Raw genomic sequence first — 15,492 nt, 5'->3', positions numbered from 1 at the left:
CCCTCCCTCCCGAGAGCGCGCGCGTCCGTTTCCCCACCTCTCCCTTAATCCACCGCCAAGACCGGCACGCTGGCATAGCGCAGCAGGCGCGTGAAGGCGGTGCCGAAGAGGAAGGCCCACACGCCCTGTTCGTGATGGGCGCCGGCCACCAGGATGTCGCCCTTCAGCCAGCCCACATTGGCGATGGCGTGCTTCCAGTCGCGGCCGTCGCCGATGGTGGCGGTGGCCGTGATGTCGTCGGGAAGTTGGTCCATCGCCTGGGCCTGGGCGGCGGCGGCCTGCTGCTTCCAGGCATTGGCCACCATGTCCTCGGCGTGGAGGCCCACGTCGGAGGGATACATCTGCTTGTCGCGCACCACGAAGGTGACGAGGCGCAGCGGCACGCCGTGGCGGCGGGCCAGCGAGACGGCCACTTCCAGGGTGGAGCGGCCCTCATGGTCGTCGGAATAGGCGCAGGTCACCCGCTCCAGCTTGTCGGGCGCGGAGGCCGCATAGCCGAAGGGGGCGAGCATGGTGGGGAATTTGGTGCCCGCCAGCACCGCCGAGGCGGTGGAGCCGAACACGCAGCGCATCTTCTTGCCGTCCCGCGCCGAGCCGAGAATGGTGATCTCGGCATCGCTCTCATTGGCGATGCGGGTGATGCCCTTGGCGGCCGAGGGGGCGGAGGTGGCCACGAAATCGGCCTTCACCTTGCCCCCCAGATAGGCCGCCGCCTTGGCGAGGGCCTTCTCGGCATATTTGGCCAGGAACACCTTGTACTCGGCATCCACCGCCGCGGGCGAGGGATAGCCCCAGGTTTCCGGCGTCACCACGCAGACCGTCAGGGGCACGTCGCCGGCCATGGCCAGCATGCGCCCCACCGCCAGCGCGTCGGCGCCGCCCCGGTCGGGCGAGTAACCGACCACATAGCTCATCGCGCGCCCCCATCCTGGTTGAGCAGGGAGTTCTTGCGCGAATATTTGAAATAGACAACCAGCGCGATGGCGATCCACACCACGAACATGGCGTAGGTGTCCCACGGCAGCTGGGTGATGAGGTAGACGCAGAACAGCACGCTGGCGATGGGCACGAAGGGGAACAGCGGCACCGAATAGCCGCGCGGCAGGTCCGGCCGGGTGCGGCGCAGGATGATGACGCCCATGGAGACCACCGAGAAGGCGATCAGCGTGCCCATGGAGGTGAGGTTGGCCAGCACGTCCAGCGGGATGAGGGCGGCCAGGAAGGCGATGAAGACGGCGACGATATAGGTGTTCGTCACCGGCGTCATGGTCTTGGGGTCCACCTTCTGGAACATCTTGGGCAAGAGCCCATCGCGGCTCATGGCGAAGAGGATGCGCGTCTGCCCGTACATCACCACCAGCGTGATGGAGAAGATGGAGATGATGGCCCCCAGCGACAGCACGAAGGACGGCCAGGTGGCGCCCGTAATGTTGCGCAGGATCACGGCGAGCCCCGCATCCTGGCCCTGGAACTCCGTCCATTTCTGCGCGCCGACGCCCGCCAGCGCCACCAGCACGTAGACCACCGTCACCAGGAACAGCGACATGATGATGCCGAGCGGCATGTTGCGGCGGGGGTTCTTGACCTCCTCGCCAGCGGTGGAGACGGCATCGATGCCGATATAGGAGAAGAAGATGGTGCCCGCCGCGGCGCCCACCCCCAGCCAGCCCTTCGGGGTGAAGGGGGTGAGGTTCTCCGAATTGAAGGCGGAGAAGGCGATGATGATGAACATGGCCAGCACGCCCAGCTTCAGCACCACCAGGATGGCGTTGATGGTGGTGGATTCCCGCGCGCCCTTCATGAGCAGCGAGGCGCACATGGCCACCAGCACGATGGCCGGCAGGTTGAAATAGCCGCCCGCCCCGGGAGGCTGGCTGATGGCGTCCGGCATCTGCCAGCCGAACACGTCCAGGAACACCTCGTTCAGATATTGCCCCCAGCCCACCGCGATGGCGGAGGCGGAAACCGCATATTCAAGCAGCAGGCAGGCGCCCACCACATAGGCGACGAATTCGCCCAGCGTGGCATAGGCATAGGAATAGGCCGAGCCGGAAACCGGGATGGTGGAGGCAATCTCCGCATAGCACAGGGCGGTCAGGGCCGCCGTGATGCCGGCAATGATGAAGGAGACCACCACGGCCGGGCCCGCTTCCGGCACGGCGGCGGTCAGCGCCACGAAGATACCGGTGCCGATGGTGGCGCCCACCCCCAGCATGGTGAGCTGGAACAGGCCAATGCTGCGTTCCAGATGGCCTTTGCCGCCGCCCCCATGCTCGTCCACCAGCGCGGTGACTGGCTTGCACCGCAGCAACTCACTGCTCCAATTCCCCGACCCACTCATGGAAGACCCCGTCTTTCGATTCTGCTCCCGCCGTCCTTCACGGGGCGGGCGCCCCTTTGCGGGGCTGTGTCGTGTCACCCAGCAATCAGCGTGCCACAAAATTTTCACACTGCCCGCACTTTTTTGCCGGATTCCAGGCCGCAAGCGCCAGGAAGCGTTAATCCGTCAGCAGCTTGCCGGTGCGCTCGGGCAAGGCATGGGCGCCGGCGATCTTGCCGATCACCTTGCCGGGCCAGGCATAGGTCTGATTGTGGCGCGCAAAGAGAAGTCCGTCCGTGGTGGCCAGGACGGGCACGCTCTCCCCCACCGGATCGATGATCCGCGCCACTTCCTCGCCCGCGGCGACGGTGTCGCCCAGGCGCCGGACATAGGCGATGAGACCGTAGGAGGGGGAGCGCAGCTGTTGCATGGCCTCCAGCGGCGTCGCCTCGCACAGCAGGCGGGGCAGGGCCTCGTCGAGGCCGCCGGCAATGACGCCGCGCCGGCGAAGAAAGCGTTCCAGCGCGGCCGCGTCGCGGGCGGCGAGCGCCTCGTCCACGGTGTCGTTGCAGCGCAGTTCCAGCGTGGCGGACAGGCAAGCGGGCGGAATGGGATGCTCGGGAAACCGCCGCGCCAGCGCCCACCAGGGGCCGCCGCACGCCTCGTCGAACGGATGGCCGCCGGAGACTTCCGCCAGCAGCACGGCGCGGGCGTCGATCTCGGCGGCGAGGTCCTGGGCATCGGGCCAGAGCGGGGTGCCGATATAGAGATGCAGCAGCGCCTCGTTGTCGGCGTGCAGGTCGAGCACCATGTCCGCATCATAGGCAAGGCCCATGAGCGTGAGGCGCAGGCGCTCCATCTCGCCCTCGCCGGTCATGTCGGCGAGCGCATCGCCCATGGCGGCCCGGATGGTGGCGATATTGGCGGCCGGATCGGGACCCAGGCGAGGGCCGATTCTGTCGCCGATGGCGGCGGCCAGGTCGGGATAGTCGCGGTTGAAATTGGCGCCGCTGGCCTCGTGGAATCGCCCCTGGAGCAGGCCGAAGCGGTGCTGGGCCAGCCCCAGCGGATTGGCCTGCGGCACCAGGACGATCTCGCCCGCAATCTCGCCGCGCGCCGCCCGTTCCTCCAGCCGTGCGGCAAGGTGGCGCAGCGCCAGCATGCCGGGAAACTCATCCGCGTGCAGGCCGGCCTGGAGATAGGCCTTGGGCCGTGCGCCGGGCGTTCCAAAACGCAGCACAGTCAGGGCGGCGGGCCCTCCGTCAGGCCCTGTCCCGGCGAGGGGAAGAACGGTGCGGGAGACCGGGGCGGGCAGGGGGGCGGGCAGGGGGGAGGGGAGCGGGCCGGATGGGGCGGCTGATCCGGGACTTGCCTCAATTTGCGCCATAATCGCGTTCGCCCCTGTTGTGCATTGCAACGAAAATAGTCGGTTCGAGAACGGCTTGCGCCGGGCGCGCCGCCTGTGGACGACGCCATATTGCTTGGCGCTCTCGATTGGGTCTAGGCTCTCTGCGACCTGGAGATTTTTCGGGTGCGTGAACCGGCGGCCGGCCGGGCGCGGGCAAGGTGCGGACGAGGGTCCGAACCCCATCTGCGCGCGGTGGCAGAGCAGTCGTGCGTATTGCAATGCAGCATCCGCATTTTTGCGGACGCGTGCCGCGCAAGGCGCCGGCGGGGTTCACCGCCCGCGAAGGCTCCGGCACAAGGATGAGAACAGGGTCACTTCCAGAACGGGGCAGCGCCGACGTCGTCGGCTCGCTGGGGAACTACCATCATGGATATCATCTCGACAGCCGCCTATGTCGGTCCGAACAGCTATGCCAAGGTGCCGCTGATCCGGCTGACGGTGGATCTGCGGTCCCGCTCCACCGCCTCGGTGGCGAGCTATGGCGCGGGCGTTCTCGACACGCTGCTGAAATACGTTCCGACCATGGCGTCCGATCGCCTGCCCGACGGAAGCCTGTGGGTGGACCGCGCCCGCACCTCGCCCGATTGCGGCCTCGGCGAGCTGATCGCCCATGTGGCGCTGAACCTGCAGCGCCTGGCCGGCGCGCCGACCGATCTCGCGACCGCCGTCCCGGTGCCCGGCACCGACGACGTGGAAGTGCTCTATGGCTATGAATCCGACGAGATCGGCCTGGAGGCGGGCGACCTGGCCTGCGACCTCATCATCGAGCTGATCGCCCCCCGCGCGTCCGATGACGAGCCCTATGATTTCGAGGACGAGCTGGACCGCTTCCTGCGCTTCGCCCAGAAGCGCTCGCTCGGCCCGTCCGCCCTCGCCTTGGTGAAGGCGGCGGAAGCCCGCGACATTCCCTGGGTGCGCCTCAACGACCAGAGCCTGATCCAGGTGGGCCAGGGCAAGTTCCAGAAGCGCATCGAGGCCGCGCTCACCTCCATGACCTCGCACATCGCCGTGGAGATCGCCTCCGACAAGGGCGTGTGCAACACCATCCTCGGCGATCTCGGCCTGCCGGTGCCGCAGCAGAAGCTGGTCTATGACGCCGACGAGGCCGTCTCAGCCGCCCGCCGCATCGGCTATCCGGTGGTGGTCAAGCCGCTGGACGGCAATCACGGCCGCGGCGTCACCGTCAACATCACCACCGACGAGGAGGTGGAGAAAGCCTTCGCGGTGGCCGACGAAGAAGGCTCCGCCGTGGTGGTGGAGAGCATGATCGTCGGCGACGACCATCGCCTCCTGGTGGTCAATGGCAAGCTGGTGGCCGCCGCCAAGCGCGTGCCCGGCCATGTGGTGGGCGATGGCAGCCACACGGTGGCCGAGCTGGTTGATATCGTGAACCTCGACCCGCGCCGCGGCGTCGGCCACGACAATGTGCTCACCAAGCTGGAGCTGGACGACCAGGCCTTCCGCCTCCTGGGCGAGAAGGGCTACACCGCCGAGAGCGTGCCGCCCGAGGGCGAGGTGGTCTATCTGCGCAAGACCGCCAACATCTCCACCGGCGGCACCGCCGTGGATGTGACGGACGTCATCCATCCCGACAACAAGTCCATGGCCGAGCGCGCCATCCTGGCGGTGGGCCTCGATCTCGGCGCGGTGGACTTCCTGACCTCCGACATCACCCAATCCTATCGCGACACGGGCGGGGCCATCTGCGAGATCAATGCGGGGCCGGGCCTGCGCATGCACATCTCGCCCTCCGAGGGCAAGCCGCGCGACGTGGGCGGGGCGATCATGGACATGCTGTTCCCGCCGGGCACGCAGAGCCGCATTCCGGTGGCAGCGCTCACGGGCACCAACGGCAAGACCACCTGCTCGCGCATGCTCGCCCACATCCTGAAGATGGCGGGCCATGTGGTGGGCCAGACCTCCACCGACGCGGTCTATATCGACGGCAACGTGACGGTGAAGGGCGACATGACCGGCCCGGTCTCCGCCAAGATGGTGCTGCGCGACCCGACCGTGGACATTGCGGTGCTGGAGACGGCACGCGGCGGCATCGTGCGCTCGGGCCTCGGCTACATGTATTGCGACGTGGGCGCGGTGCTGAACGTCACGTCAGACCATCTGGGCCTTGGCGGCGTCGACACGGTGGACGAGCTGGCCCGCGTGAAGCGCGTGGTGGTGGAAGTGGCGCGGGACACCGCGGTGCTGAACGCCGACAACGAATACACGCTGAAGATGGCGTCCTATACCAGCGCCAAGAACCTGTTTTACGTGACCCGCAATCCCCACCATGAGCTGGTGCGCGAGCATATCCGGCTCGGCAAGCGGGCCATCGTGCTGGAAGAGGGCCTGAACGGCGACCAGATCGTCATCTATGACAACGGCACCCAGATCCCCCTCATCTGGACCCATCTGATCCCCGCCACCATCGAGGGCAAGGCGCTCCACAATGTGGAGAATGCCATGTTCGCGGCGGCCATGGCCTATGCGCTGGGCAAGAGCCTCGACCAGATCCGCACCGGCCTGCGCACCTTCGACAACACCTTCTTCCAGTCCCCCGGCCGCATGAATGTGTTCGACGAGCACGGCTTCCGGGTGATCCTGGACTATGGCCACAACGAAGCCGCCGTCGGCGCCATGGTGGACCTGGTGGAACGCCTGAAGCCGCGCGGCAAGCGCATCGTGTGCGTCACCTGCCCGGGCGACCGGCGCGACGAGGACGTGCGCGACATCGCGGAGAAGGTGGCCGGCAAGTTCGACACCTATATCTGCCATCGCGACGACAACCTGCGCGGCCGCGGACCCACCGAAATCCCGGACCTCATGCGCGCCGCGCTCATGTCGTTCGGGGTCAAGGATGAGCAGATTATGATCGCGCCGGAGGAACTGACCGCGGTCGACATCGCTTTGAACATGGCCCGGCGCGACGATCTGGTGCTCGTCTTCTGCGATGGCATCACCGCCTGCTGGAAGAAGATCATCTATTTCAAGCCTGAGGAAATGGCCGCGGAGGAGAAGGTGTCTCCTCCGCCGGTGCGCATCGCCTTCGATGTGCCCGAAGGCTTCAAGATCGTCACGGATGAGCGCGGCGTGATCCTGGCACCGATCGAGTAACGAGCGGGATATGTCCTTCTATGACTGGTTCTCGCTGCGGCTGAGCGACGAACCGACCCGGCGGCTCGCCGTGATCGGCGGTCGGCTCGAGGATGGCAATTCCGCCATCTTCGGGGAGATGCACCGCCTGTCGGGCGGGCGCATCCTCGTGTTTCCCACCGCCTCCGGCGAGCCGGAGGAGGTGGGGCTCGAGACCGCGCAAGTGTTCCGCTCCTACGGCTTCGAGGCGGAGGTCGCCCCCGTCTTCGGGCCGAACGCGACCGTCGCCGCCAACGACCCGGCGGTGGCGGCGATGGTGCGCGCGTTCGGCAGCGTCTATTTCACCGGCGGCAACCAGGCCCTCATCATCGCCGCCCTGGCGCCGGGGGGCGTGGAGACCCCGGTGCTCGCCGCCATCCGCGACGCCAACCTGGACGGCGGTCTGATCGCGGGCTCCAGCGCCGGCGCCGCCATCATGTCGCAGGTGATGATCGTCGGCGGCACCTCGCTGGACGCCATGGTACACGGGGTGACCGCCGACCCCGAAAAGCCCGGCATGCTGGTGGGGGAGGGTCTCGGCTTCTTTCCCTATGGCGTGGTGGACCAGCATTTCATCAAGCGCGGGCGCCTCGGGCGCCTCATCATCGCCATGGCCAAGGGCGGGGTTCAGCGCGGCTTCGGCATCGACGAGAACACCGCCCTGATCGTGGAGGGACGGCGCGGGCGGATCGTGGGCGAATATGGCGCCTTCGTCATCGACCTGTCGGCGGCCAATTTCGACGAGCGCTTCCGCACCTTCGAGGACATGCGCTTCCACTATCTGGACGATGGCGACGAGATCGACCTGGAGCGCATGAAGCCGACCGCCGGCCCCACCAAGAGGCGGGTGCGCACGGCCGAGATCGCCTATCGGGCGCCGGCCCGCTCCCAGCGCAACGTGTTCGGTGCCTATACGCTCTACGACCTGCTCGGCCGCCTCGTGCTGGGCGATCCCGTCGTCTATGCCACCGACCGGGCGAGCGCCGTGGACCTGAAGACCTCCATGGCCGTGACCGTGGAGCTGGAGCGCGTGCGCGGCCAGTCCCGCATGCTGGTGGCCCAGACCGAGAACGGCTTCCGCATGACCGCCCTCAATCTGAAGGCGACGGTCATGAGCGAGAAATTAAGCGCCGCGCGCCTCGCCAACCGTGCCACCAAGCTCCAGCGCGATTACGGGGTGAAACCCTCGCCCAAGGCGCGGCTGCTGCTGCTCGGCTCCTCCCCGCTCCAGCGCGGCCCCGAAATGCTGGTGGAGATGCTGCGCCATTGCGAGGGCGACATCGGCATCATCGCCGCCGCCTCCTCCGATCCGCGGGACACCGCCCAAACCCATATCAAGGCGCTCCAGGAGCACGGGCGCACGGGCATTGATCTGGGCATCACCATCGACAATGTGGAGAGCTGCTTCCACGATGCCGAACTGATGGCCCGCATTGGCGGGCTGAAGACCATCTTCTTCCCGGGCGGCAACCAGATCCGCCTGGTGGAGAGCCTGCTTTACCGGGGCGAGGAGACCCCGCTGGTGCTGGCCATCGCCAAGGCACGGGCGGCGGGGGCGACCTTGATCGGCGCCTCGGGCTCGGCTTCGGCGCTGTCGCGCTTCATGATTGCGGGCGGCTCCTCGCAGGAGGCGTTCCGCTTCGGCGTGTCCTCCGACACCAGCCATTATGGCCTCGTCATCCAGGAGGGCGTCGGCTTCTTCGGCGGCGGCATCGTGGACCAGAACCTGTTTTCCTCGCGCCGCCTTGGCCGCCTGGTGGTGGCCTGCGCGGAGGAGGGTGCCCGCTTCGGCTTCGGCATCTGCGAGGAAAGCATGATGTGCGCGCGGGGCGAGGGCGGCCTCATCGACGTGTTCGGCCGCTATGGCGTGGTGCTGGCGGATGTGGACCAGAATGCGCTGGTGCTCCAGAGCGACAGCTTCGTCGCCCGCGGCGTGAAGCTCTCCTTCGCCCGCCCCGGCGACCAGATCGACGTGGCCAAGGGCGAGATCATCCGCCATTCCCCCGCAGAGCCCGCCACCGCCACATTGGTGCGCCTGGTAAACGAGCTGGTGGTGGAATGCGGCGCCGTGCCGCTCGGCACCCCGCTCACCGAGCACCAGCGCAACCGCGCCATCCTCATGGGCATCTCCGCCATGGGCGAGGGCACGGTGAGCCTCGACGTGGAATGCCCCCGCGACGACCGGACCTGACGCGCCTCGCACTGCCCGCCGGGGCCTTGTACGGCCTCGGCGCGGCAGCGGCCCGCGCGCCCGTGCTGCCATGCACAAGCTGCACGGCTGTTGCGAACCGCTCCAAACGCAATTGATTTCCCGGCGGCGGCGGCGCATAAATTCGCCAAATCAAATCGATTGAAATTTCCGCCCCCAGGCGGGTCGAAGGGAGACATCCATGGCCGGACCGCACGACAAGAAGAACCAGAACGGGGCTGCGACGGAACGGCGCCTGCGCTCGCAATTGTGGTTCGACAATCCCGACAATCCCGGCATGACCGCGCTCTATCTGGAGCGCTACCTGAATTTCGGCCTCACCCGCGCCGAACTCCAGTCCGGCAAGCCCATCATCGGCATCGCCCAGACCGGCTCGGACCTCTCCCCCTGCAACCGCCACCATATCGAGCTGGCCAAGCGGGTGCGCGAGGGCATTGCCGCCATGGGCGGCATTCCCTTCGAATTTCCGGTCCATCCCATCCAGGAGACCGGCAAGCGACCCACGGCCGCCCTTGACCGCAATCTGGCCTATCTCGGCCTCGTGGAAATCCTCTATGGCTATCCGCTCGACGGCGTGGTGCTGACCACCGGCTGCGACAAGACCACGCCCGCCTGCATCATGGCGGCGGCGACCGTGAACATCCCGGCCATCGTGCTCTCCGGCGGCCCCATGCTGAACGGCTGGTGGAAGGGCGAGCGCACCGGGTCCGGCACGGTAGTGTGGAAGGCGCGCGCGGAGCATGCCGAGGGCAAGCTGGACTACGACACCTTCATGGACGTGGTGGCGTCTTCCGCCCCGTCGGTGGGCCATTGCAACACCATGGGCACCGCTTCCACCATGAATGGCCTGGCCGAGGCGCTGGGCATGTCGCTGCCCGGCTGCGCCGCCATTCCCGCGCCCTATCGGGAGCGCGGCCAGATCGCCTATGAGACCGGCAAGCGCATCGTGGACATGGTGTGGGAGGATTTGAAGCCCTCCGACATCCTCACCCGCGAGGCGTTCGAGAACGCCATTCGCGTCAATTCCGCCATTGGCGGCTCCACCAATGCCCCCATCCATCTCAACGCCATTGCCCGCCATGTGGGCGTGCCGCTGAGCGTGGATGACTGGCAGGCGGTGGGCCACAAGATCCCGCTGCTGGTGAACATGCAGCCGGCGGGCGAGTTCCTGGGCGAGGAATTCCACCGCGCGGGCGGCATTCCGGCCGTGGTGGCCGAGCTGATCGGCGCCGGCAAGATCCATGAAAGCGCGCTCACGGTGAACGGGCGCACCATGGGCGAGAATTGCAAGGGGCAGTTCTCGTGGGATCGCAACGTGATCCGTTCCTATGACGATCCGCTCAAGACCGATGCCGGCTTCATCGTGCTGCGCGGCAATTTGTTCGACAATGCGGTGATGAAGACCTCGGTCATCTCCGAGGAATTCCGCGCCCGCTTCCTGTCCAATCCCGACGACCTCAATGCCTTCGAGGGGCCCGCCGTGGTGTTCGAGGGGCCGGAGGACTATCACCACCGCATCGACGATCCCAGCCTCGGCATCGACGAGCACACCTTGCTGTTCATCCGCGGCACCGGCCCCATCGGCTATCCCGGCGGCGCCGAGGTGGTGAACATGCAGCCCCCCGCCGCCCTCCTGAAGGCGGGCGTGAAGGCGCTGCCCTGCATCGGCGATGGCCGCCAGTCCGGCACCTCGGGCTCGCCCTCCATCCTCAATGCCTCGCCGGAGGCGGCGGCGGGCGGGGGCCTTTCGCTGCTGCGCACCGGCGACCGGGTGCGCATCGACCTCAACACCGGGTCGGCGGACATCCTCATCTCGGACGCGGAACTCACCGAGCGGCGCGCGGAGCTGGAAGCCAAGGGCGGCTTCCCCATCCCCAAGAGCCAGACCCCCTGGCAGGAAATCCAGCGCAGCATGGTGGAGCAGTTCGACGAAGGCATGGTGCTGAAGCCGGCGGTGAAGTACCAGCGCGTCGCCCAGACCATGGGCGTGCCGCGCGACAACCACTAAGGTGCCGTCCGGCCCGGTGCTTTCCCGGGCCGAACGTGTCCTTCCCGCCTCGCGAGCCGGCTGTTTCGTCGGCTCTAGGCTTAGCCTGCAGGTCTTGCTATGTCTCAGTCATCCGCCGACGCACCGGCGTCCGGACAGCCCCTCGGCGACATCGTGGAGGGGCCTGCCGCGCGCCGGCCCGAGCGGGTGCGTCACGAAGGGCACCACATCCAAGTGGTGCCCTTCGACTGCGACCTCCACGCCGCCGACCTCTATGCCGCCTCCCACGGGCCGGGCGACGAGGCGCTGTGGACCTATCTCTCCCCCGCCCCCTTCCCGGACGAGACCACCTTCCGCCGCTATTATGCGGAAGCCGCCACCAAGGCCGACCCGCTTCTGTTCGCGCTGGTGGACCCTGCGTGCGGCAAGGCAGTGGGGCACGCCACCTATATGCGCATCGAGCCCGCCCAACGGGTGATCGAGGTGGGCAACATCCTCTATACCCGCGCGCTCCAGCGCACGCCGTCGGCCACCGAGGCCATGTATCTCATGGCGCGCCACGCCTTCGAGGATCTCGGCTATCGGCGCTATGAATGGAAGTGCAACGCCCTCAACGCGCCTTCCCGCGCGGCGGCCAAGCGCCTGGGCTTCACCTATGAGGGGCTGTTCCGCCAGCACATGATCGTCAAGGGCCGCAACCGGGACACCGCCTGGTTCTCCCTGCTCGACACCGAATGGCCGCGCGCCAAGGCGGCCTTCGAGGCCTGGCTCTCCCCGGACAATTTCGACGCCGACGGCCGCCAGAAGGCGCGCCTGGAGGATCTGCGCGACCGGGCCTGAGGCCCGCACACCAATAGGGGCGGCGCAAAGCCGGCCTGTCAAAAGACCACACGAAGGGATGGAAACCATGGGTGGACGCTTGAAGGGAAAGACCTGCCTCGTCACGGCGGCGGGGCAGGGGATCGGCCGGGCCATCGCCGACATCTATGTGCGCGAGGGCGCCACGGTGGTGGCGACCGATCTGGACCTTGCCAAGCTGAAGGGCTTCGGCGGCGAGGCGCGGGTGCTGGACGTGCTGTCCACGCAGGCGGTCAACGCCCTCGCCCAGGAGATCGGGCCGGTGGACGTGCTCGCCAATTGCGCCGGCTATGTGCACCAGGGCTCGCTTCTGGAGTGCAGCGAGAAGGATTGGGATTTCTCCTTCGACCTTAACGTGAAGTCCATCCACCGCACGCTCACCGCCTTTGTGCCGGGCATGCTGGAGAAGGGCCGCGGCTCCATCGTCAACATCGCCTCCGCCGCCTCCTCGGTGAAGGGCGTGCCGAACCGCTATGCCTATGGCGCCACCAAGGCCGCCATCATCGGCCTGACCAAGGCGGTGGCCGCCGATTATGTGGCCAAGGGCATCCGGGTGAACGCCATCTGCCCGGGAACGGTGCAGTCGCCCTCGCTGGACGAGCGCATTGCCGCGGTGGCGGCGCAGACCGGGCGCTCCATCGCCGCCGTGCAGGCCGATTTCGTCGGTCGCCAGCCCATGGGCCGGCTCGGCACGCCGGAGGAAATCGCCAATCTCGCGCTCTATCTCGCCAGCGAGGAAAGCGCCTTCACCACCGGCCAGATTCACATCATCGACGGCGGCTGGTCGCTCTGAGGGCGGCTGCTTGGCAGGATTGAACCCATGCGCATTCTCGTCATTGGCGGCGCCGGAATGGTCGGCCGCAAGCTCATCGAGCGCCTCGCCCGCGAGGGCCGCCTCGGCACGTCTCCCATCACCGCGCTGACCGCGCACGACGTGGTCGCCCCGGCCCGCACCGAGGCGCCGTTCCCCATCGAGACCCGGGTCTCCGATCTCTCCGTGCCCGGCGAGGCGGCGGCGCTTCTGGCTGATCGGCCGGACGTGATCTTCCACCTGGCCGCCATCGTCTCGGGCGAGGCGGAGATGGATTTCGAGAAGGGCTACCGCATCAACCTGGACGGCACGCGCTTTTTGTTCGATGCGGTGCGGGCCATCGACGGCTATTGCCCGCGCCTCGTCTTCACCTCGTCCATCGCGGTGTTCGGCGCGCCCTTCCCGGAGGCCATTGGCGACGAATTCTTCCACACGCCGCTCACCTCCTACGGGACCCAGAAGGCCATCTGCGAATTGCTGCTGGCGGACTATTCGCGGCGCGGCTTCTTCGATGGCGTGGGCATCCGCCTGCCCACCATCTGCGTGCGGCCAGGCAAGCCCAACAAGGCGGCCTCGGGCTTCTTCTCCTCCATCATCCGCGAGCCGCTGGCCGGCCAGGAAGCGGTGCTGCCGGTGTCCGACGAGGTGATGCACTGGCACGCCTCGCCGCGCTCGGCCGCGGGCTTCCTCATACATGCGGCGCTTCTGGACACGGCGCCGCTGGGCGCCCGGCGCAACTTCACCATGCCGGGACTGGCGGTGACCGTGGGCGAGCAGATCGAAGCGCTGCGGCGGGTTGCCGGGGACAAGGCGGTGGCCCGCATCCGCCGCGCGCCCGATCCGGTGATCGAGGGCATTGTCGCCGGCTGGCCGCGCAAGTTCGATGCACGGCGGGCAACCGAACTCGGCTTCGTCGCCGAGACCAGTTTCGATGAGATCATCCGCATCCATATCGCGGATGAACTGGGCGGCCGCATCGCGGACTGAGCAGCCCTCTTTCATCGCGACAGAACGGCCGGGGGCCTCCGCCTCCGGCCGTTTTTCTTTTCAGATCAGGCCGCTGCGGGCAGCGTGGCGGGCAGCGCGCCGATGGCCGAGCGCAGCGCCGGCAGAAGGCGGCGATAGGCGAGGCGGCGGGTATGGGTGTCGGCGAGATCCGCCACTTCCTCGAACCGCCACAGGTGAAGGCGCGCCCCGCACCGCGCTGCAAAGCGGCTCGCCTCGCCATGGACGGCCTCCACCATGGCCACCACCGCATGAACGCGCGGTGCGCCGGCGAGCGCGAACAGTTCGAGCGGCTTGGCGGACAGGCCATCCGCCGGCACGCGGGCGCCGTGCAGGCATTCAACCGCCGCCAGGTCCACGGGGCCGGCGCGCTCGGCGCTGGCGGAAAAGGCGCGCAGATGCGGCTGACCGTGATTGGCGAGGGCTTCGGCCAGCAGGCTGAGGCCGCCATTGTCACGGCAGGTGAAGACGATGGACAGGCGGCCATTGAGAGGCGCGCGCTCGGGTCCGTGCAAGGTCATTTCGGCCTCCGTCTGAAGGACTTTTGTCACATTTTGGGCCGGCTCGGGCGCCCCCGCGCACCGGCCATGCGCCCGCCGCTCCGCCGCGGGGGTGATTCGCGAGAGCACCCTAGCGGAGGGTCTCGACAGGTCGATGACGTTGATGTTCTTGTTATGTTTCGTATTGCTTAAGAAAAATAACCGTCCATCAGCACTTTTGCCTTGCTCTTGCTGATTTCATTAACCAATTCCACACATCTCCGGGGCATCCATCCGAATGCTGGCGGTCAAGCCGATTCGGCCCATGCGTCTGCGCCGGCTCAAGGAATTGGAGGCGTTGATGGCAAAGAGCGAAGTCACGGGTCCCTCGGTGAGCAAGATCGCGGCGAAGGCCCTGAAAGATCCCGCGAGCTTGACCCCCGAGGAGATCAAGGCCCTGGCTGCCTCGGCCCTCACCCAGGCCCCCGCGAAGGCGAAGGCCGCGCCCAAGGCTGAGAAGGCCGCGCCCGCCGCCAAGAGCGCGACGAAGGCTTCTGCCAAGGACACTGCAAAGGACACTGCAAAGGCTGCCGAAAAGCCGGCCGCTGCCCCGAAGGCGAGCGCCAGCGCCTCTGCCGCGCCGAAGGCCGCTGCCCCCGCCAAGGCCGCCAAGATCGCCGCCGCCGCCAAGCCGGCTGAGAAGGCTCCCGCCAAAGCCGCCGCCAAGCCCGCCGAACCCAAACCCGCCGCAACCAAGCCCGCATCCGGCAAGGCGGCCAAGGCGGCTGCGGCACCGGCACCGGCTGAAGCGCCGGCCGCTGAGGCTGCGCCTGCCAAGGCATCGGTCAAGGCCTCCGAGAAGACACCTGCCAAAGCCGCTCCCAAGGCCGCTGGAAAGGCTGCGTCCAAAACTCCCGCCAAGACTCCCGAAAAGACTCCCGCCAAGACAGCTGCCAAGACCGCAGCCTCGGCGCCCGTCGAGCCGGTTTCCGCCGAGGCTGCGCCGGCCCCCGCCGCCGCTGCTCCCAAGGGCCGCGCGGGCAAGGCCAAGGCCGCTGCTCCCGCGCCCGAGGTGAAGGCCGCTGCGCCCGCGCCAGTGGAGGCTCCGGCCCCCGTTGAGGCGCCCGCCGCTGCCGCCAAGCCGGCCCGCAAGGCGGCGCCCACGACCGCGCTCACCCGCTCTTGGGCGGCGATGGTACTGCGTGTAAGCATGCGCCTCTCCTGCACATTGCCCATCTCCCCCAGAATCCGCGACAGATGCTGCATGCGGCGCTGTGAGAGCATGT

At 67.7% G+C, this 15,492-nt stretch carries 11 protein-coding genes; 7 read left to right on the top strand and 4 right to left on the bottom strand.

The window, feature by feature from the left end:
• Positions 1–44: 44 nt before the first annotated feature.
• From PV781_RS23240 to PV781_RS23230, 3 genes are all read right to left on the bottom strand, one after another.
• Positions 45–914: a universal stress protein gene (locus PV781_RS23240; RefSeq protein ID WP_274778006.1), complete on the bottom strand. Its 870-nt coding sequence runs from the start codon at positions 912–914 to the stop codon at positions 45–47.
• Complete coding sequence (locus PV781_RS23235; protein ID WP_274778005.1) at positions 911–2,341, bottom strand: amino acid permease; 1,431 nt, start codon at positions 2,339–2,341, stop codon at positions 911–913. The genes PV781_RS23240 and PV781_RS23235 overlap by 4 nt, the downstream gene beginning before the upstream one ends.
• Before the next feature lie 157 nt (positions 2,342–2,498).
• On the bottom strand, positions 2,499–3,707 hold the full coding sequence (locus PV781_RS23230) for a succinylglutamate desuccinylase/aspartoacylase family protein (protein WP_274778004.1): 1,209 nt from the start codon (positions 3,705–3,707) through the stop codon (positions 2,499–2,501).
• Between the two features lie 387 nt (positions 3,708–4,094).
• Here PV781_RS23230 and cphA point away from each other — a divergent pair, with 387 nt between their 5' ends.
• The 6 genes from cphA (at position 4,095) to denD (ending at position 13,709) form a co-directional block, all read left to right on the top strand.
• Positions 4,095–6,839 carry a cyanophycin synthetase gene (gene cphA / locus PV781_RS23225; RefSeq protein WP_274778003.1) on the top strand — a complete coding sequence of 915 codons (2,745 nt, stop codon included), beginning with the start codon at positions 4,095–4,097 and terminating at the stop codon, positions 6,837–6,839.
• A 10-nt stretch (positions 6,840–6,849) separates the two neighbouring features.
• Positions 6,850–9,048, top strand: a complete 2,199-nt coding sequence (locus PV781_RS23220; protein WP_274778002.1) for a cyanophycinase — start codon at positions 6,850–6,852, stop codon at positions 9,046–9,048.
• 199 nt (positions 9,049–9,247) lie between these two features.
• Positions 9,248–11,074 carry an IlvD/Edd family dehydratase gene (locus tag PV781_RS23215; protein ID WP_274778001.1) on the top strand — a complete coding sequence of 609 codons (1,827 nt, stop codon included), beginning with the start codon at positions 9,248–9,250 and terminating at the stop codon, positions 11,072–11,074.
• A gap of 99 nt (positions 11,075–11,173) precedes the next feature.
• Positions 11,174–11,893 (top strand): GNAT family N-acetyltransferase, encoded by a 720-nt coding sequence (locus PV781_RS23210; protein ID WP_274778000.1) that lies wholly within the window; start codon positions 11,174–11,176, stop codon positions 11,891–11,893.
• Positions 11,894–11,960: 67 nt separating this feature from the next.
• Entirely contained in the window at positions 11,961–12,704 is a 744-nt protein-coding gene (locus tag PV781_RS23205) for an SDR family oxidoreductase (protein WP_274777999.1), read from the top strand.
• A gap of 27 nt (positions 12,705–12,731) precedes the next feature.
• Positions 12,732–13,709, top strand: a complete 978-nt coding sequence (gene denD, locus PV781_RS23200; RefSeq protein ID WP_274777998.1) for a D-erythronate dehydrogenase — start codon at positions 12,732–12,734, stop codon at positions 13,707–13,709.
• Between the two features lie 65 nt (positions 13,710–13,774).
• On the opposite strand, the gene PV781_RS23195 is transcribed toward denD, so the two are convergent.
• Positions 13,775–14,248, bottom strand: coding sequence for a hypothetical protein (locus PV781_RS23195; protein WP_274777997.1), 474 nt, complete (start codon positions 14,246–14,248; stop codon positions 13,775–13,777).
• Between the two features lie 319 nt (positions 14,249–14,567).
• Here PV781_RS23195 and PV781_RS23190 point away from each other — a divergent pair.
• Positions 14,568–15,492, top strand: a 925-nt coding sequence (locus PV781_RS23190; protein ID WP_274777996.1) for a hypothetical protein, incomplete at its 3' end; no start/stop codon positions are given.

Source organism: Aquabacter sediminis (genome assembly GCF_028863665.1).
In the GTDB taxonomy this organism is placed as follows: Bacteria; Pseudomonadota; Alphaproteobacteria; order Rhizobiales; family Xanthobacteraceae; genus L1I39.
The sequence above is the reverse complement of the archived record's forward strand: the minus strand, read 5'-3'. Positions and strand labels throughout refer to the sequence as shown.